The organism is Actinomycetospora sp. NBRC 106378 (assembly GCF_030269685.1).
Lineage (GTDB): Bacteria > Actinomycetota > Actinomycetes > Mycobacteriales > Pseudonocardiaceae > Actinomycetospora.
The window spans coordinates 228,977-245,823 of record NZ_BSTT01000005.1 but is presented as its reverse complement, the minus strand read 5'-3'; the positions used below and the strand labels follow the sequence as shown (position 1 = coordinate 245,823).

Genomic DNA, 16,847 nt, shown 5'->3' with positions numbered 1-16,847 from the left:
CTCGAGGTGGTCGGTCCAGGCCGATGGATGACGTCTCGTCAGGCTGCGAGGACCGCGAGGTGGTCGGCGACCGGGCCGAACGACAGCAGCCCGGAGTTCGCGCCCGCCACCTCACCGGCGGCCGGGGTCAGCGCCTCGACCGCCCGCGCCACCAGGTCGGTGTCGCCCACGGCCAGTCCGGCCCGTCCCGCCAGCACCCAGAGCGCGTCCGCGACGTGCCCGGGCGGCGGGTCGGGCAGGTCCAGCCGACGGTGCCGGTTCTCCTGGCACTGGCTGCAGGGCACGGGGAGCACGCCGACAGGGCCTTGCTTCCATGCGGACGAGGCCCACGCGCGCACCCACGGCGCGTAGGGCCCGGCGTCGGGGAGCTTCCCCGGCGGCTCGCCCTGCCGCAGCCGCAGACCGGCGAGGGCCAGCGCCGCCAGACCGTTCCCGACGCCGGGCATGCCCGCCTCCTGCAGCCGGGCGGCGGTCGCGCGGTGGCCGTCCGCGCTCCCCTCCCGCAGGGCCGCGAACCCGTCGAGCAGCACGCCGACCCCGGGGCTCCCGTGGCGCTCACCCAGCCGTGCGAGCACCTGCGCGTGCTCGTCCGCCGCCGTCGTTTCCCCCAGGCCGCAGCGGGCCTGGAGCAGGACGAGGGTGGCCGAGGATCTCCGACGTCGGGTCCTCGCCGCGGACCGCCAGGTCGAGGATCTCCCGGCCGAGGGCGACCCGCTCCGGCGCGCTGCCCGGCCGGTGGAACGCCTGCACCACCCGCCCGGCCAGCGCATGCCGCAGCACCGTCGGGTCGCCGAGCTCCCGCGCCAGTGTCTCCGCCTCGCGCGCCGCGGTCGGGCCGCGCCCTCCCGGCAGCCCGCGGGTCTCGAGCGCGATCGTGGCGAGCAGGCGGGCCCGGGTCGCCGGGCCGGGCGAGGCAGCCAGGCACCACTGCGCGGCACGGACCAGCACCGCCGACGACGCCGGGTCGTCCGAGCGGCTCCAGACGCTCGGCACGTCGTAGCCGCCGAGCAGCCGCGCGGTGAGGTCGGGGTCGCCGAGCCGCTGCGCCTCGGCCACCGCGGCCGCGTGCCGGCGCAGGGCGGTGACCGGCCCACCACCGTGGACGGCGAGGGTGCGCAGCAGCGGGGTCGTTGACGTCAGCGCCGCCCGCGGGCCGAGGCCCGTGACGGTGGACCACAGGTCGGAGGCGGGCAGGTCCAGCGCCGGTGACCGCTGCAGCACGTCGGTCTCCAGCCGGACGAGCGCCGCGCCCGGGTCGAGGCCGAGCTCGTCGGCGAGCCGGGTGCGGGCCCGGCGCAGCGCGGCGAGCGCGTCGCCCTCCCGGCGGGCGCGGTACAGGGCGAGCGCGAGCAGCCGCCAGCCCTCCTCGCGCCACGGGTGCCCGGTGGTGTGCGCGTCGAGGTCGGCGACCGCCTCCTCCGGGCGGCCCGCGTCGAGCCGGTCGCGGGCGAGCCGCTCGACCGTGTCGAGGCGCAGCGCGCCGAGGCGGGCCCGCTCCCCCTCCGCCCACCCCACGCCGGCGAGGTCCGCGTACGCCGGGCCGCGCCACAGGGCGAGGGCGGCCGCGGGGTCGTCGTCCCGGAGCGCCTCGAAGCGCACCACGTCGACCGGGGCGGCGAGCGCGTAGCCGGGTCCGCGGGTGACGATCGAGGTCGGCGGGGTGCGGGGCGGCCGGTCGGGCTCGAGCGCGGCCCGCAGCGCCGCGACGAACGTCCGGACGGCGCCGACCGGGCGCGCCGGCAACGAGCCGTCCGGCCACAGGTCGTCGACCAGTGTCCCCACCGGCACGGTGCGCCCGCGGGCGACGGCGAGCCGGGCGAGGACCGCGCGGTGGCGCGGTCCGCCCAGGGCGACCACGGCCCCGTCGGGACCGACCGCGTCGACCGGACCGAGCACGCGTACTGATCGGATGCTCATCGGCCCGGCCCAGGCTCGTCGGCATGACCTCCACCGCACACCGCGTCCCGGGCGTCGACGGCGTCGAGCTCCACGTCGCCGTCGACGGCCCGGCCGACGCCCCTGCCGTCGTCCTGCTGCACGGCTTCCCGCAGACCCACCTGATGTGGCGTCACGTCGTCGCCGACCTCGCCGCCGACCACCGCGTGATCGCGCTCGACCTGCGCGGCTACGGCGCGTCCGACAAGCCGGCCGACACCGGGGAGACCTACGCCAAGCGCACGATGGCCGCCGACGTCGTCGCGGTCGCCCGGCACCTCGGCGTGGAGCGGTTCGCGCTCGCCGGTCACGACCGGGGTGCGCTCGTCGCGATCCGCGCGGGCCTCGACCACCCCGACGCGATCAGCCACCTCACCATTCTGGACGTCCTGCCCGTGCCCGAGACGTGGGACGTCCTGCACGGCGTCGACGCGGCCGTCGCCTTCCACCTCTACCTCATGGCGCAGCCGCCCGGGCTCCCCGAGGCGATGATCGCCGGCGCCCCGGACGCGTTCTTCGGCTTCTTCCTCGACGCCTGGGGCGGGAGCTTTCCCGACGACGTCCGGGCCGAGTACCTGCGCGCCTCGCGGGAGGCGGTCGGGTCGATCGTCGCGGACTACCGCGCGTCGGCCGGCGTCGACCTCGCGCTCGACCGGGCCTCCCGCGCCGCCGGGGAGCAGCTGACGATGCCGGTGACGGTCGTGCAGCAGGACTGGGGCGCCGTGCTGGGCTTCGACGCCGCCGACCTCTGGAAGCCGTGGGCCGCCGACCTGACGCACCGCACGCTCGACGCCGGGCACTTCATGGCCGAGACCGCGCCGGACGAGATCAGCGCGCTGCTCAGGCGGCGGGCTGCTCCGTCGTCCCCCACAGCTCGGTGAGCATCGCGATGTTGAGCTCGAAGGCGTGCTCCACCTCGGCCACCACCCGCGCCCGCTCGACGTCGTCCCAGGGAGCGTCGTCGAGCAGCGCGCGGTAGCGGTCGCGGAAGCGGGGCGTGGAGCCGAGCTCCGAGAAGTCGTAGAAGGCCGTGCCGCCGCCGGTGACCCCGTACACCCGCGGCAGCAGCCCCCGGATCGCCTGGCCGCCGGCGATGTCGCCGAGGTAGCGCGTGTAGTGGTGTGCGACGAACCCGCCGGGCCAGTCGGCCGTCGCCTCGATCGCGTCGACGTAGCGCTCGGTCGCGGGCAGGGCGGTGAGCTCGTCGAGGCCGTAGAAGCGGACGTCCTCGGCGAGCCGCGGGACCCGGCGCAGCTCCTCGGTGACGAACGGTCCGGCCACCGGATCGGTGGCGAGGCGGTCCGCCGTGGCCTCGAGGGCCTGGTAGACGAACCAGTACTGCTCGACGAGCCGCGCGTAGTCGGCCACCTGCAGGCGCCCGTCGAACAGCGCGCCCATGAACGGCGAGTGGTTCGCGCGCTCGTGCACGGCGAGGGTGGAGCGGCGGACGGTCTGATGGAACGGGACGGTCTCGGACATCCGGCGCCTCCGGGAGGGGAACGGGCCCTGCCGACCGTCGACCCTAGGCACGTTCGTCCGGTGTGGGAACCCTGGGTCGGGACCCCGGTCAGGTGTCGAGGAGCTCCGGCGCGAAGACCTCCTCCACCGTGAACCGGTGCGCGGACAGGCCCTGCTCGTGCTGGTAGCGCAGGAAGGTGTCGAGCTCCGCCCGGTTCGCGGCGATGCCGTAGGGCCACCAGTCCTCGCCGAGCAGCGCGAGGTCGTCCTCCACGAGGCGGCTCATCCAGGGCAGCATCGTGTGCACCTGGTAGAGCTTGCGGCCCGCGCCGAGGTAGTGGTCGCGCGCGGCGTCCTTCGCCGCGAGGAAGCCCTGGTAGGCGGCCCGGACGAGGCCGGGGTCCGCCGCCGCGGCCTCGGCCCGGACCACCACGGCGTGCATCATCGGGAAGAGCCCGGTCCGGCGGTACCAGTCCTGCTCCAGCGGCACGTAGTCCTCGAAGAGCCGGCGGACACCCGGCCCGCCGTACGTGGCGGGGACGTTGGCGCTGAACAGCGCGTCGATCTCGCCGGTGGCGAGCAGGTCCGAGAGTGCCCGGTCGGGCTCCGCGACGATCTCGACGCCCTGCGGGTGACGCTGCGGGACGAAGTCGAAGGGCGCCATCGGGGTGTCGAGGCCGCCGATCACCCACCGGTTCCTCGCGGGATCGAACCCGTACTCGTCGGCGAGGATGCCCTTGGCCCACACCCCGGAGTCCTGCGAGTACATCCCGAACTCGCCGATGGTCCGGCCGACCAGGTCGGCGGGGCCGGTGATCCCCGCGTCGGCGTGGACGTAGACGCAGGAGTGGCGGAAGACCCGGTTCGGGAAGGCGGGGAGGGCGACGAAGGCACCCGGCTCCTCCTCGAGGACCCGGAGCAGGAAGCCGAGACCGAGCTCGGCGACGTCGAACTCGCGGTCGCGCAGCATACGGGCGAACACCTCGGGGACGACCGTGCCCGTCCGCATCTCGATCCCGTGGCCCGGGAAGGACGCCGTGCCCTCGAACAGGGCGGCCGTGGTGTCGTAGCGCATGGAGCCGACGGTGATCATGTCCCCCACGATGCGCCGCCGGACACCGAGACGTCCAAGACCGTGTTGCGCTCCGATTCATCGCGCTCGACGCTGAATCGCGTGGAGCTGCGACAACTCGCCTACTTCGAGGCCGTCGTGCGGTGCGGCGGGTTCACGCGGGCGGCGGACGACCTCCACGTCGCACAGCCGGCGATCTCGGCCCAGGTGCGGCGGCTGGAGTCGGAGCTGGGGGTCGCGCTGCTGGCCCGGACCACCCGTCGGGTCGCGCTCACCGAGGCGGGCGAGCTGTTCCTGGTCCGGGCTCGGCGGGTGCTCGCCGAGCTGGCGGCCGCGCGCGACGAGGCCGCGCAGGTCGCCGACGTGGTCCGGGGGTCGGTCGCGGTCGGGACGACGGGCGTGCTCGGGGGCTACGACCTGCCCGCGACGCTCGCCGGGTTCGCCCGTCGTCACCCCGGAGTGACGCTCTCCCTGCGGACCGGGCTCGTGGACGCGCTGACCGACGACCTGTCCGCCGGCGCCGTCGACCTCGTGCTCGGACCCGTCCATCCCGACCTGCCGTCGGGAATCCACGCGACGGCCCTCGCCGAGGACCGGCTCGTGCTCGTGACCCCGTCGGGTCGCGCCGGTGGGGACCTCGCGACGTTCGCCGACGAGCCGTTCGTGTGCCTGCCGGTGGGCAGCGGGCTGCGCGCCGTGCTCGAGGGGCTCGCCGGGCGGCTCGGCGTCGACCTGCCGGTGCGGTTCGAGGCGTCCACCCCCGACGGCGTGCGCGAGCTGGTCGCCGCCGGGCTCGGGGTCGCACTGCTGGCCGCGTCGGCGGTCGAGCGGCCCGGGGCGCCCGTCGCGGTGCACGACCTGGTGCCGCGGACCGCGCACCCTCCGTTCGGGGTGCTGCGGCGCACGGCCCTGTCGCCGGCCGCCCGGGCGCTGCACGCATGGCTGGTGGGCGGGCGGGCCTGAGCGGACGGTCAGGTCTGCGTCCGGCGGGCCTCGTCGCGCTCCTCGCGGGCGTCGTCGCGCTCCTGGACGGCGGCGTCCCGCTCCCGGCGGGCCTCGTCCCGCTCGTCGCGGGCCTCGTCGAGACTGTTCCGCAGGTCGAGGATCTCGGCGGCGCTGGCGAGCGTGTGCCCCGCGTCGGCCAGTCCGCGCAGTGCGGCGACCCGGTCCAGCTGGCGTCGGGAGTACCGCCGGTGTCCGCCCTCGGAGCGGGCGGGGCTGATCAGGCCGGAGGCGTCGAGACTGCGCAGGAACGCCGCGGGGACGCCGAGCAGCTCCGCGGCCTGCCCCATGCCGTAGGTGGGGTGGTCGGGGTCGTCGAGCCGGTCGAGCGCCACGCGGTGATCCTCCCCCGCCGGGAGCGCTCCCGCCCGCGTGCGGACACGCCGGACGGGGCGGGTCGTCGTGCACCCGCCCCGCCCGGTCCCGGACAGGGTCATGGAGGTTCGGTGATGATCATCGGTTCACGGGGCGAGGGCACCACCTCCCTGGTCGTGGCACGGATCGGGGGCATCAGGTGGAGGCCGCCGGTTCGGACTCCGCGCCGTGCTCGGCGTCGATGGAGCGCGGGGCCCCTGCGTGCTCGACGGCGATCTGGCGCGGCTTCGCCCGCTCGGCCACCGGGATCGTCAACGAGAGGACCCCGTCGACGTAGGAGGCGTGGAGCCGGTCGACGTCGAGGTCGCGTCCCAGGCTGAGCTGTCGGCTGTAGCGCCCGCGCGGACGTTCGGCGACCAGCCACTCGCCGGAGTCGGCCGGCGCCGTGCGCTCGGCCTTCACCGTGACCGTCTGCCCTTCCACGGTGATCTCGATCGACCCGGGATCGACCCCCGGGACGTCGAACGCGGCGACGACGTGGTCACCGGCGCGGTAGAGGTCCATCGGCATGCCGGTGCCGGGCTGGCCGCGCCACCCGGTGAGGCGGTCGAGGGAACGGAAGGCGTCGACGGGGTCGTAGTTCAGCAGCACGATCGGTCATCCCCTTTCTGAGCCGCACTGCCATCTCCAGCTGACTGACATAGATAGTTATAGATAGACCTGCAGACTCCGTCAAGCCGTCTTCGCAGGTATTGCCCACGGGCGGCGCGGGGCATCCCTGGGTCATGCAGACCGCGAAGCTGGGTGAGCTCGAGGTGGGCCGGATCGGCCTGGGCGCCATGGGGATGTCGCACGGCTACTCGGGCGCGGGACAGGACGACGCCGGGTCGATCAGCACCATCCACCGCGCCCTCGACCTCGGCGTCACGCTGATCGACACCGCCGAGGTCTACGGTCCCTATGTCAACGAGGAGCTGGTCGGGCGGGCGCTCGTCGGGCGTCGGGACCGGGCCGTCGTCGCGACGAAGTACGGGCTGATCTCCCACACCGGGCGCGAGGGCGCGGACTCCTCGCCGGAGAGCGTGCGCCAGGCCGTCGAGGGCTCGCTGCGACGCCTCGGGGTCGACCACATCGACCTGCTCTACCAGCACCGGGTCGACCCGCGGACACCGATCGAGGAGACGATCGGCGCGGCCGCCGAGCTGGTCGAGGCCGGCAAGGTCCGGTACCTCGGGCTGTCCGAGGCGTGGATCGACACGATCCGCCGCGCCCACGCCACGCACCCGATCACGGCGCTGCAGTCGGAGTACTCGCTGTGGACCCGCGAGCAGGACGAGGTGCTGCCGGTGCTGCGCGAGCTCGGGATCGGCCTGGTCCCCTACTCGCCGCTGGGACGGGGGTTCCTCACCGGCACGATCCGGTCGGTCGCCGACTTCGACGAGGGGGACATGCGCCGCACCAACCCCCGGTTCGCCGAGGAGAACTTCCGCGCGAACCTGGCTGCGGCCGACGAGGTCCGCGCGGTCGCCGACGACGCCGGGTGCACCCCCGCCCAGGCCGCGCTCGCGTGGGTGCTGTCGAAGGGGACCGACATCGCGCCGATCCCCGGGACGAAGCGCGTGTCGCGCCTGGAGGAGAACGTCGCCGCGGACGCGGTGGAGCTGTCGTCCGAGCAGCTCGCCCGCCTCGACGCGGCCACCCCCGCCGCCGGGGGCCACCACTCCGAGTCGCAGATGACGCTGATCGAGAGGTGACGTCGTCCCGGAGGCCACCCCCTACGAGAAGGCGTCCTTGATCTTCGAGCCGCGCTGCTTGACCTCGCCCTTCGCCATGTCGGCCTGGCCGCTGCGCTCGAGCTTCGTGTTCCCGGTCGCCTTCCCGGCCTGTTCCTTGACCTTGCCCTTGACCTGCTGGGAGCGGTTCCTGACGGTGTCGTCGGCTGCCATGCACCCGACGCCACCACCTTCGCGACCGGTCCGCACCGGTACCCGACGGTAGGACGACGGGTGCCCGAGCGGTCTGGGCCGGGTGCCCGGGGCGGCTCCGGCGTCCGCCCACGCCGTTTCGCCGTGCTCGGACGTCGGGCACCTCGCGGCATGTCGCGCGCGGGATGGTTCGGGCTCGGAGCGGCCGCTGCGGCGGGCGTGGCACTGGGGCGGAAGGTGGCCGGGAGCGCCACCGTCGGCGCGGGACACCCGTGGAAGCACCGGGTGTTGGACGCGGCCTCGGGCGTGCTGCAGCAGAAGTATCCGGTGGACGCGATGAGCACCTACCTCAACGGCTTCCACTTCTACGCCGACGACCTGGGACGCCAGGTCGAGGCCAGCCACTTCTGCATCCACCTGCAGCACGACCTGCACCAGTGCGTGATCTTCGACCGCAACGCCGCCGACGCCCGCCTCATCGGCATCGAGTACATCGTCAGCGCGGAGCGGTTCCGGGCCCTGCCCGAGGACGAGAAGCGGCTGTGGCACAGCCACCACCACGAGGTGTCCTCCGGCGTCCTCGTCGCGCCGGGCATCCCGGAGATCGCGGAGCGGGCCTACTTCTCCGACCTGATCACCACCTACGGCAAGACCTTCCACACCTGGCAGTACGACCGCGACGACTTCCCGTACGGCATCCCCCAGCTGATGATGGCGTTCACCGGGGCGGGCCAGGCCGACGAGGCGGCGATCCGCGACCGGGACCGCCGCCTCGGGGTGTCGGCGTCGGAGCGCCGGCAGAAGCGTTCCGGCATCCCCACCCCCGACGTCGAGCCGGGGGCGAACGCGTGGGAGTCGGGCCGCACGGTGCAGACGCGGCTCGAGGAGCTGCCCTTCCGCTCCGGCTAGTCCTGCAGCAGGCCGAGCACGTTGCCGTCCGCGTCGGTGACCGTGGCCGTCAACCGGGTCCCGCCGACGTTCCTCGGCGGCTGGGTGACCTCGGCCCCCGCCACCGTGGCCGCGGCCAGGGTCGCCTCGATGTCGTCGACGTGCCAGTAGGCGACGGGGCCGGCCATCCCGCTGTTCGGGACGAGCCCGATGTGCTGGCCCGCGACGTCGAAGCCGACGTAGTACGGCGAGTCGGCGGTGGGCTCGGCCCCCAGCAGGGCGGAGTACAGCGGCTTCGCCTTCTCCAGGTCGCTCACGGGGTGCAGCACGGTGCGGATGCCCTGGTTGCTCATGGGGTCCTCCTGGTCGGTGGTGCGTTCACGACGTCGACCCGCGGGCGCCCGGATGTGTGACGGTCACGTCCGGGGCACGTAGGTCGACGCCACCACCCCGCCGTGGAAGGCCCGACGGCCGACCAGCTCCAGGTCGAGGGGTGCGGTCAGTCCCGCGAACAACGTCGGGCCGTGCCCGGCCAGCCGCGGATGGACCACGAACTCGTACTCGTCGATCAGCCCCAGGTTCGCGAGCGCCAGCGGGAGCTGCACGCCACCGCAGTAGAGCCCCTCGCCGGGCTCCGCCTTCAGGCGGCGGACGGTGGCCTCCAGCTCGTCGGGCCGGACGATCCGTGCGTTCCGGTCGACGTGGCCGAGCGTGCCCGACACGACGTACGTGCGGGCCTCGTTGATGACCTTCGCGAACGGCTCCGACGCGACCGCCGGGTCGCGCCAGTACTCCATCAGCTGATAGGTCGTGCGCCCGAAGATCAGGGCGTCGGCCCGGGCGATCGTGGCCGCCGCGTGCTCGTGCAGCTCCTCGTTCGGGACGGCCGCGCGATGGTCGACGCAGCCGTCGAGCATGACGTTGATCGAGTAGCGCAGCGGTCGCATTTCAGGACCGTAGCGTCACGATCCAGGACCGACCAGCTGCTCGAACAGGGACACCACGATCCCGTCGGGGCCGCGCACGTACGCCATCCGCACGCTGCCCTCGTACTCGCCGACACCTCCGACGAGCCCGTACCCGTCAGCGGCCAGCGCCGCGACGGCAGCGTCGAGATCGCCGACCTCGAAGGACACGTTGCGCAGGCCGAGCTCGTTCGCCATCGCGGCGGGCGACCCGGGGACGTGGTCGGGCGTGACGAAGCTCGAGAGCTCGAGCCGACACCCGCCGTCGGGCGGACGCAGCATCGCGATCTCGCACCGCGCGCCCGGGATCGCGCAGACGGTCTCCACGAACTCGCCCTCCACCGTGCCCGTGCCCTCGACCTCGAGCCCGAGGGCGACGAAGAAGGCGGTGGCCGCGGCCAGGTCGCTCACGGTGAGGCCGACGTGGTCGAAGCGTCGTACGTGGGTCATGGGTCCGTCCTCCGGAGGTCGTCGGTACGACCCGGGGACGGAGCCGCGAGCGCATTCTCGACAGGTCACCGGGTGCCGGTGCGGACGCTGTGGCGGCGGACGAGTCGGCCTGTAAGCCGGATCCTGTGCCCACGGCCCCTCGCGGGTCCGTGGGTGGCGACCATCCATCTCGGCCCGTCGTCGCCGACGGGCTCCAGCGGTCTACCCGCAGGTCTCGGGCGGGCAGCCCTCGGACGACCTGCGCGACGGACCGGGGTCCGTCTTCTTGACCTTGCTCCGGGTGGGGTTTACCGAGCCGTCCTGGTCACCCAGGACGCTGGTGGTCTCTTACACCACCGTTTCACCCTCACCGCCGGCTCGCGCCGACGGCGGTCTGTTCTCTGTGGCACTGTCCCGCGGGTCACCCCGGGTTGCTGTTGGCAACCACCCTGCCCTGTGGAGTCCGGACTTTCCTCGACGGGCACCTCGTGGGTCCCCGACGCGGCCGCCCGGCCGGCTCGTCCGCCGCACGAGAGTCTAGCCACCGGGCTGGGGCCTGCCCTGTCGCGGTCTCTCGTCGTGGCCCGGCTCCCTCGTCGTTGTGAATCACACCGACCAGCCACCGGCCGCGGCGCAGGAAGCCGCGACAGGGCGACGAGGGGCGTGCCGGCGACCCCGGCACGAGCGTGGCGCCCTGCGCACCTCCGACGTCAGCCGTGTGCCACCGCTGACACCCGCAGCCCACGCAGAACCGCCCGAACCGGACGGGCACCACGGCTCGCTGCGCCCCGGCCGCGCGGCCCCGCTACCGTCCCCGCCCGTGCCGGAGACGCAGCGAGGCGGAGATCGACGCCCATGACCGACCCGTCCGTGCTGCAGATCGTCCTGCTCGTCGTGCTCGGCCTCGTCGCCGGCGCGGTCAACGCCATCGCGGGCGGCGGGTCACTGATCGTCTTCCCGATCCTGCTGGGCGTCGGGCTGCCGCCGCTGCAGGCGAACGTCACGAACTCGGTCGCGCAGTGGCCGGGCTACGCCGGCTCGACGATCAGCGCGCGCGACGACCTGGTCGGGCAGCGCCGTCGGGCCGTCCTCACCTCGGTCGTCGCCGTCCTCGGCTCCGCGGTCGGTTGCACGCTGCTGCTCGTGCTCCCCGCATCGGTGTTCGACGCGATCGTCCCGGTGCTCGTCCTGCTCGCGAGCCTCACGCTCGGCTTCCAGCCGCAGCTCAAGCGGGCCAGCGCGGCCGCGGCCCGCCGTCGTCGGGACCGGCAGGGCACCGCCGAGCACGAGGTCGCCGAGCAGCGCTACCCGGTCCTGCTCCCCGTCGTGTTCCTCGCCTGCGTCTACGGCGGGTACTTCGGCGGGGCACTGGGGGTCATCCTCATCGCGGTGCTGTCGCTGCTGGTCAACGACTCCCTGCAGCGCCTCAACGCCCTCAAGGTGCTGCTGTCGCTGGTCACGGCGTCGGCGACGGTCGTGATCTTCGCGCTGTTCGCGCCGGTGAACTGGGTCGCGGTGCTCCTGCTCGCGCCGAGCACGCTCGTCGGCGGGTACCTGGGCATCCTCGTGGCGAAGCGGATGCCCGACGCGGTGCTGCGCTGGTCGGTCGTGGTCCTCGGCGTCGCCGTCGCGATCTACCTCTTCGTGAAGGGATGACGGCCCTCGCGATCGCCCTGCTGGTCGCGGTCCTCGTCGTCGCGGTCGCCCGTCCCCGCGGCCTGCCCGAGGCGACGGCGGCCGTGCCGGCGGCCGTGCTCGTCGTCGGGATCGGGCTGCTCAGCTGGTCCGACGCCCTCGACGAGATGGCACGACTCGGCCCCACCGTCGGCTTCCTCGCCGCCGTCCTCGTCCTCTCCCACCTCGCCGACGCGGAGGGGGTCTTCACCTGGGCAGGCTCACTGCTGCGCCGCGAGGGCCTGTTCGGGCGCGTCTTCGTCATCGCCGCCGTCACCACCGCCGTCCTCTCCCTCGACGCCACCGTCGTGCTGCTCACGCCCGTCGTCGTGCGGGCCGCGAAGCGCCTCCGCGTGGCGGCCGCCCCGGCCGCCTACGCCTGCGCGCACCTGGCGAACTCGGCGTCGCTCCTGCTGCCGGTGTCGAACCTGACCAACCTGCTCGCGGTCGGCGCCACCGACCTGTCCTTCCTGCGCTTCGCCGCGCTCATGGCAGTCCCCTGGCTCGCCGTCCTGCTCGTCGAGTACGTCGGCCTGCGCTGGGTCTTCCGCCGCGACCTGCGTACCGAGACGCCGGGTCCCGACGACGACGGCGGGTCGTGCGTCCCGGTCCCGACCCCGGGGTCGAGCTCCGCTGCGCTCCGTCTCCCGACCTTCGCCCTCGTCGTGCTCGCCCTGACCCTCGTCGGGTTCGGGGTGGCGTCGCCGCTCGGAGTGGAACCGGTGTGGGTCGCGGTCGTCGGCGCGATCGTGCTCGGGGCCCGGTCGCTGATGACGCGGCGTACGACCGCCCGGAAGCTCGTCGGCGCCGCCTCCCCCCTGTTCTGCCTGTTCGTGCTGGCGCTCGGGATCGTCGTCGCGGCGGTCGGGCGGCAGGGCCTGTCCGGCCTGCTCGGGGACCTCGTCGGCGGGCTGGGCACGGGGCTGGGCGGGCTGCTCGCCGTCGCCGCGATCGCCGCCGTGCTGGCCAACGTCGTCAACAACCTGCCCGCGACGCTCCTGCTGCTGGCCGCGCTGGGACCGACGCCCGCACCCGTCGTCGTGCTGGCGATGCTCATCGGGGTGGGCGTCGGACCGAACCTGACCTACGTCGGGTCGCTCGCCACCCTGCTCTGGCGGCGCGTGATGCTCGCCGAGGGCGTGGAGCCGTCGCTGGGCCGCTTCACCGTCGCCGGGCTGGTGACGACGCCCGCGGGCCTGGCGCTCGGCGTGTGCGCCCTCTGGGCCGGGGTCACCGTGGGCCTCTAGGCGAGCGCCGCGCACACCCCGTACATGCCGACCTTCTCGACGTCGGGTCGCGCCGCCGGCCAGTCGACCACGTCGACCAGCCCGGGCTCGGCGATCACGAGCCCCTCGAACGGCGCCAGGAGCTCGGGCTTCGAACGCAGCGTCACCGGGTTCGCGCTCCCGGCGAACACCGCGGCGGCGGCCCGGACCCGGGCGGCGAGGTCGGGGTCGTCCTGCTCGTCGCTGACGTGGCTGATCGCCAGCGCCCCGCCGGGCACGAGGCGCTCGCGGTACGGGGCGAGCAACGCCACCAGGTCACCCGGCACGTAGTGCAGGACGGCGATCGCGAGGACGGCGACCGGCCGGGAGAAGTCGAGCAGGTCGGCCACCCCGGGCGCGCCGAGCACCGCGTCGGCGTCGGCGAGGTCGGCCTGCGTGATCGACGCCCGGTCGACGTCGGCCAGGATCGCCCGCGAGTGCGCCACCGCGACGGACTCGTGGTCGACGTAGGCCACCCGGGCCGCCGGGGCGATCTCGTGGACGTTCCCGACGGTCGGCACCCCGGAGCCCAGGTCCAGGAACTGGTCGATCCCCTGCGCCGTGCACCACCGCACGACGTGGCGCAGGAACGACCGGTTCGACCGCGCTGCGTGCCGTGCGGTCCGGTTGGACGCCTCGATCCGGTCGGCGTGCTCGCGGTCGACCGCGAAGTTCTGCGCGCCACCGAGCCAGTAGTCGTACATGCGGGCGACGTTGGCCCGCTCCACGTCGACGCCGGCCGGCACCGCGGGATCGGTCACGGCAGGTACGACGTCTCGTTCACCAGCCGCACGCTCGCCCCGCCGTCGGACCAGAAGTCGACGACCGACAGGCACGCGAGGTCCAGGTGCAGCCGGAACAGCATCGACGGGCCGGCCTGGAGCGCGTGCTGGAGCACCGTCTTGATCGGCGTCACGTGGCTGACCAGCACCACCGTCGAGCCGGCGAACCGCGCGAGCAGCCCGTCCAGCGCGGCGACCACCCGCCGCTCGACGTCGGCGAACGACTCCCCCTGCGGCGGCGCGAGCGTCGGGTCGGAGAGCCACGCCGCGTGCACGTCGGGGTCCTGCGCGGCCGCCTCGCGGAAGGTCAGGCCCTCCCACGTGCCGAAGTCGGTCTCGATGAACCCGTCGTCGACCTCCACCGGCAGGCCGAGCGCGGTGCCGACCGCACCCGCCGTCGTGAAGGCCCTCGCCAGCGGCGAGCTGATCACCGCGGCCGCCTCCGGATAGCGCTCGGCGACCGCCTTCGCGGCCGCGGCGGCCTGCGAGCGCCCGAGCTCGGTCAGCTCGGGGTTGCCGCGCCCGGAGTAGCGGCGCTCGACCGACAGCGGCGACTGGCCGTGGCGGAGCAGCACGACCCGGGTCGGGACCGCCGCCCCACGCCCGGTCCACGCCCCGGCCGGGTTCGCGCTGCTCGTCCCCGTCGCTCCGCTCACTTCCCGGTCCGCACGACGATCGCCCCGCAGTTCTCGCAGCGCACGACGTCGTCGGACGCCGAGCCCTGGATCTCGCGCAGCTCGGCGCGGTCCATCTCCAGCCGACAGGCGCCGCAGCGGTTGCCGACCAGCTCCCCCGCACCCGCCCCGCCGCGGGCCCGGAGCTTGTCGTACAGGGCGACGAGGTCCTCGGGGAGTTCCTTCACCAGGTTCGTGCGCTCCTCGCCGCGGCGGACCTCGATGACGTCGATGTCGCCGAGCACGCCGTCGCGCCGCTCGACGGCGTCCGCGAGCACGGTCCGTGCGGTGTCGTGCGCCTCGGTCTCGTGCTTGAGGTTCACCCCCGCCGCCTCCTGGCGCTCCATCACCTCGAGCTGCTCCTCCTCGAGCACCGCGCGGCGCCGCTCCAGGGACGCGAGCTCGTGCTGCAGGTCGCTCGCCTGCTTCGCCGACACCGAGCCGTTCGCGAGCAGCTGCTGGTCGCGGGTCTCGCGGGTGCGGACCTGCTCGACCTCGCGATCGAGCTTCGCGACGTCCCGGTCGAGGTCGGAGAGCGCGGTCTGCGCGACGACGACGGCGTCCTGCGCCGCGCGCAGCGTGCGCTCGGCCTCCTCGACGGCGGCCTGCTCGGGCAGCGTGCGGCGCCGGTGGTCGGCGCGGGAGAGCTCCGCGTCGACCGCCGCGAGGTCGAGCAGGCGGCGCTGGGCGCTGGGATCGGCCTTCACGGGCCCTCCTTCTCACGACAGGTCATTTGAGCACGCCGATAGGAGGTGCGGCGGGGTGTCCGCCGAGGGTCCAGGGGTCGGTGCGCCGTGTCGAGACCGTCACCGCGAGGTCGGGCAGCGCCCGGCGCAGCACGTCGGCGGCCTGCGCGCACCACGGGTGCTCCGACGCCCAGTGCGCGACGTCCACCAGCGCGGGCGCCCCGGGGAGCTGCAGGTGCTCGTCGGCGGGGTGGTGGCGCAGGTCGGCGGTGACGTAGGCGTCGACCCCGGCGGCCCGCGCGAGGTGCAGCATCGAGTCGCCCGCGCCGCCGGAGACGGCGACCCGCTCGATCGTGCGGGCCGGGTCCCCGGCGCCCCGGACGCCCCAGGCCGTCGTCGGGAGGCCTGCCGCGACCCGCCCGACGAAGGCCTCGAACGACTCCGGCGCGGGCAGCCGGCCGATGCGCCCGATCTTCGACGACACGTCGAGCGGCGCCTCGACGACGACCCCGAGGGCGTCGGCGAGCGCGTCGGACACGCCGGGCTCGGCGGCGTCGGCGTTCGTGTGGGCGGCGAACAGCCCGACCCCGGCCCGGACGAGGCGGTGGACCACCGCACCCTTGGGCTGGTCGGCCGGGACACCGTGGACCCCGCGCAGCAGCAACGGGTGGTGGGTGACGAGCAGGTCGGCGCCGTCGGCGATCGCGTCCTCGACGACCGCGGCCGTCGGGTCGACCGCGACGTGGACCCGCGTGACCGGTTCGTCGGGGTCCCCGCAGACCAGGCCGACCGCGTCCCAGTCCTGGGCGAGCGCGGGCGGGTAGGCGGCCTCGAGGGCGGCGACGGCGTCACGGAGCAGTGATGGCATGGCGGGCGCCATTGTGGTCCACGGCGGAGCCCGCGGTGGTGATCGGGATCAGGAGACCGCGTCCCGACACGTCAGGAGGTCGCCGAGCAGCCGCCGTCGCCCGTCGTCGTCGAACCCGGCGAGCATCCGCTGCTCCACCGCCGCCACCGCCCGGCTCGCCGCCGCCAGGGCGCGCCGTCCCTCGTCGGTGAGCTCCGTCGGCCGGGACCGGCCGTGGGAGGCCTCGGCGGGGCGGGTGAGCAGACCCCGCTCCTGCAGACCGCGCAGGACCTGGTTCATGGCCTGACGGGTCACGAACGTGGCGCGGGCGAGCTCGGAGTTCGACAGCCCGGAGCGCTGCCCCAGCACCTCGAGGCACGAGTACTGGGAGACCGTCAGGTCCAGGGGACGCAGGGCGTCGTCCATCGCCCCGCGCAGCGCGGCGGCGGCCTGCTTGAGCACGTAGCCCACCGACATCCCGAGATCGCCGACTTGACTCATGTCAAAATCCTGACACACCTCCGTGAGTGTCAATCAGGCTGACATCGAGGAGTCGACATGGCCGTCACCGGTCCCAGCTTCATCGCCCTGCAGGTCCGTGGTCTCGAGCGCGCCGCCGCCTTCTACGCGGACACGCTCGGTCTGACCCGCGCCCCGTCGCACCGCCCGGCGCGGTCGTGTTCGCCACCCGCCCGATCGCGTTCGCGGTCCGCGAGCCGCTCCCCGGCGTCGACCTCGACGCCGTCGTGCCGCGGCCCGGCCACGGCGTGGCGCTGTGGCTGCACGCCGACGACGCGCAGGGCCTGCACGATCACCTCGCCGCCGCGGGGGTGACGGTCCTCGCCGCGCCGAGCGACGGCCCCTTCGGCCGCCAGTTCACGTTCGCCGATCCCGACGGTTACGCCGTGACCGTCCACGACCAGGCCTGAG

General features: G+C 74.4%; 21 protein-coding genes, 1 other RNA gene and 1 pseudogene. 7 read left to right on the top strand and 16 right to left on the bottom strand.

What is annotated here, in order from left to right:
• Positions 1–38: 38 nt before the first annotated feature.
• A complete protein-coding gene (locus QSK00_RS14430; RefSeq protein ID WP_285591756.1) occupies positions 39–575 on the bottom strand; it encodes a hypothetical protein in 537 nt (178 codons plus the stop codon).
• Complete coding sequence (locus tag QSK00_RS14425) at positions 556–1,896, bottom strand: AfsR/SARP family transcriptional regulator (protein ID WP_285591755.1); 1,341 nt, start codon at positions 1,894–1,896, stop codon at positions 556–558. Before QSK00_RS14425 ends, QSK00_RS14430 begins: the two co-directional genes overlap by 20 nt.
• Before the next feature lie 44 nt (positions 1,897–1,940).
• Between QSK00_RS14425 and QSK00_RS14420 the strand changes: the two genes are divergently transcribed.
• Entirely contained in the window at positions 1,941–2,816 is an 876-nt protein-coding gene (locus QSK00_RS14420) for an alpha/beta fold hydrolase (protein WP_285591754.1), read from the top strand.
• Here the strand turns inward: QSK00_RS14420 and QSK00_RS14415 are convergent.
• Positions 2,776–3,414, bottom strand: a complete 639-nt coding sequence (locus QSK00_RS14415) for a biliverdin-producing heme oxygenase (RefSeq protein WP_285591753.1) — start codon at positions 3,412–3,414, stop codon at positions 2,776–2,778. The two genes, QSK00_RS14420 and QSK00_RS14415, sit on opposite strands and share 41 nt — an antisense overlap.
• Positions 3,415–3,502: 88 nt before the next feature.
• On the bottom strand, positions 3,503–4,486 hold the full coding sequence (locus tag QSK00_RS14410) for a type 2 periplasmic-binding domain-containing protein (protein WP_285591751.1): 984 nt from the start codon (positions 4,484–4,486) through the stop codon (positions 3,503–3,505).
• Positions 4,487–4,567: 81 nt separating this feature from the next.
• Here QSK00_RS14410 and QSK00_RS14405 point away from each other — a divergent pair, with 81 nt between their 5' ends.
• Positions 4,568–5,428 carry a LysR family transcriptional regulator gene (locus QSK00_RS14405; protein ID WP_285591749.1) on the top strand — a complete coding sequence of 287 codons (861 nt, stop codon included), beginning with the start codon at positions 4,568–4,570 and terminating at the stop codon, positions 5,426–5,428.
• A gap of 8 nt (positions 5,429–5,436) precedes the next feature.
• On the opposite strand, the gene QSK00_RS14400 is transcribed toward QSK00_RS14405, so the two are convergent.
• Positions 5,437–5,802 (bottom strand): helix-turn-helix domain-containing protein, encoded by a 366-nt coding sequence (locus tag QSK00_RS14400; RefSeq protein ID WP_285591747.1) that lies wholly within the window; start codon positions 5,800–5,802, stop codon positions 5,437–5,439.
• Positions 5,803–5,977: 175 nt separating this feature from the next.
• Positions 5,978–6,433 (bottom strand): Hsp20/alpha crystallin family protein, encoded by a 456-nt coding sequence (locus QSK00_RS14395; RefSeq protein ID WP_285591746.1) that lies wholly within the window; start codon positions 6,431–6,433, stop codon positions 5,978–5,980.
• Positions 6,434–6,567: 134 nt separating this feature from the next.
• On the opposite strand from QSK00_RS14395, the gene QSK00_RS14390 reads away from it, so the two are divergent.
• A complete protein-coding gene (locus tag QSK00_RS14390; RefSeq protein WP_285591745.1) occupies positions 6,568–7,536 on the top strand; it encodes an aldo/keto reductase in 969 nt (322 codons plus the stop codon).
• Positions 7,537–7,557: 21 nt separating this feature from the next.
• Here the strand turns inward: QSK00_RS14390 and QSK00_RS14385 are convergent, their stop codons facing one another.
• On the bottom strand, positions 7,558–7,728 hold the full coding sequence (locus tag QSK00_RS14385) for a CsbD family protein (RefSeq protein WP_285591744.1): 171 nt from the start codon (positions 7,726–7,728) through the stop codon (positions 7,558–7,560).
• A gap of 150 nt (positions 7,729–7,878) precedes the next feature.
• On the opposite strand from QSK00_RS14385, the gene QSK00_RS14380 reads away from it, so the two are divergent.
• The gene (locus tag QSK00_RS14380; protein WP_285591742.1) at positions 7,879–8,616 is read left to right on the top strand and encodes an OBAP family protein; all 738 of its coding nucleotides are present in this window, start codon (positions 7,879–7,881) and stop codon (positions 8,614–8,616) included.
• On the opposite strand, the gene QSK00_RS14375 is transcribed toward QSK00_RS14380, so the two are convergent.
• The 4 genes from QSK00_RS14375 to rnpB form a co-directional block, all read right to left on the bottom strand.
• Positions 8,613–8,948 (bottom strand): VOC family protein, encoded by a 336-nt coding sequence (locus QSK00_RS14375; protein WP_285591741.1) that lies wholly within the window; start codon positions 8,946–8,948, stop codon positions 8,613–8,615. The two genes, QSK00_RS14380 and QSK00_RS14375, sit on opposite strands and share 4 nt — an antisense overlap.
• 63 nt (positions 8,949–9,011) lie before the next feature.
• Positions 9,012–9,542 (bottom strand): dihydrofolate reductase family protein, encoded by a 531-nt coding sequence (locus QSK00_RS14370; protein WP_285591740.1) that lies wholly within the window; start codon positions 9,540–9,542, stop codon positions 9,012–9,014.
• A gap of 15 nt (positions 9,543–9,557) precedes the next feature.
• Positions 9,558–10,010: a VOC family protein gene (locus tag QSK00_RS14365; RefSeq protein WP_285591739.1), complete on the bottom strand. Its 453-nt coding sequence runs from the start codon at positions 10,008–10,010 to the stop codon at positions 9,558–9,560.
• 96 nt (positions 10,011–10,106) lie between these two features.
• Positions 10,107–10,510, bottom strand: an RNA gene (gene rnpB / locus QSK00_RS14360) — RNase P RNA component class A.
• 334 nt (positions 10,511–10,844) lie between these two features.
• Between rnpB and QSK00_RS14355 the strand changes: the two genes are divergently transcribed.
• On the top strand, positions 10,845–11,645 hold the full coding sequence (locus tag QSK00_RS14355) for a sulfite exporter TauE/SafE family protein (protein ID WP_285591738.1): 801 nt from the start codon (positions 10,845–10,847) through the stop codon (positions 11,643–11,645).
• Entirely contained in the window at positions 11,642–12,910 is a 1,269-nt protein-coding gene (locus QSK00_RS14350) for an ArsB/NhaD family transporter (protein WP_285591737.1), read from the top strand. Before QSK00_RS14355 ends, QSK00_RS14350 begins: the two co-directional genes overlap by 4 nt.
• Here QSK00_RS14350 and QSK00_RS14345 read toward each other — a convergent pair.
• Genes QSK00_RS14345 through QSK00_RS14325 form a run of 5 tightly spaced genes read right to left on the bottom strand, consistent with a single transcriptional unit; the run spans position 12,907 to position 16,418 of the window.
• Positions 12,907–13,689 (bottom strand): SAM-dependent methyltransferase, encoded by a 783-nt coding sequence (locus tag QSK00_RS14345; protein WP_285591736.1) that lies wholly within the window; start codon positions 13,687–13,689, stop codon positions 12,907–12,909. The two genes, QSK00_RS14350 and QSK00_RS14345, sit on opposite strands and share 4 nt — an antisense overlap.
• Positions 13,686–14,366, bottom strand: a complete 681-nt coding sequence (locus QSK00_RS14340; protein WP_285591735.1) for a histidine phosphatase family protein — start codon at positions 14,364–14,366, stop codon at positions 13,686–13,688. Before QSK00_RS14340 ends, QSK00_RS14345 begins: the two co-directional genes overlap by 4 nt.
• Positions 14,363–15,091 (bottom strand): zinc ribbon domain-containing protein, encoded by a 729-nt coding sequence (locus tag QSK00_RS14335; RefSeq protein ID WP_285591734.1) that lies wholly within the window; start codon positions 15,089–15,091, stop codon positions 14,363–14,365. Before QSK00_RS14335 ends, QSK00_RS14340 begins: the two co-directional genes overlap by 4 nt.
• A 22-nt stretch (positions 15,092–15,113) precedes the next feature.
• The gene (locus QSK00_RS14330; protein WP_285591733.1) at positions 15,114–15,938 is read right to left on the bottom strand and encodes a Nif3-like dinuclear metal center hexameric protein; all 825 of its coding nucleotides are present in this window, start codon (positions 15,936–15,938) and stop codon (positions 15,114–15,116) included.
• Positions 15,939–15,986: 48 nt separating this feature from the next.
• Complete coding sequence (locus QSK00_RS14325; protein ID WP_285591732.1) at positions 15,987–16,418, bottom strand: MarR family winged helix-turn-helix transcriptional regulator; 432 nt, start codon at positions 16,416–16,418, stop codon at positions 15,987–15,989.
• Between the two features lie 57 nt (positions 16,419–16,475).
• Between QSK00_RS14325 and QSK00_RS14320 the strand changes: the two are divergent.
• Positions 16,476–16,846 (top strand): annotated as a pseudogene (locus tag QSK00_RS14320) (VOC family protein).
• The last annotated feature ends 1 nt before the right edge of the window (position 16,847 follow it).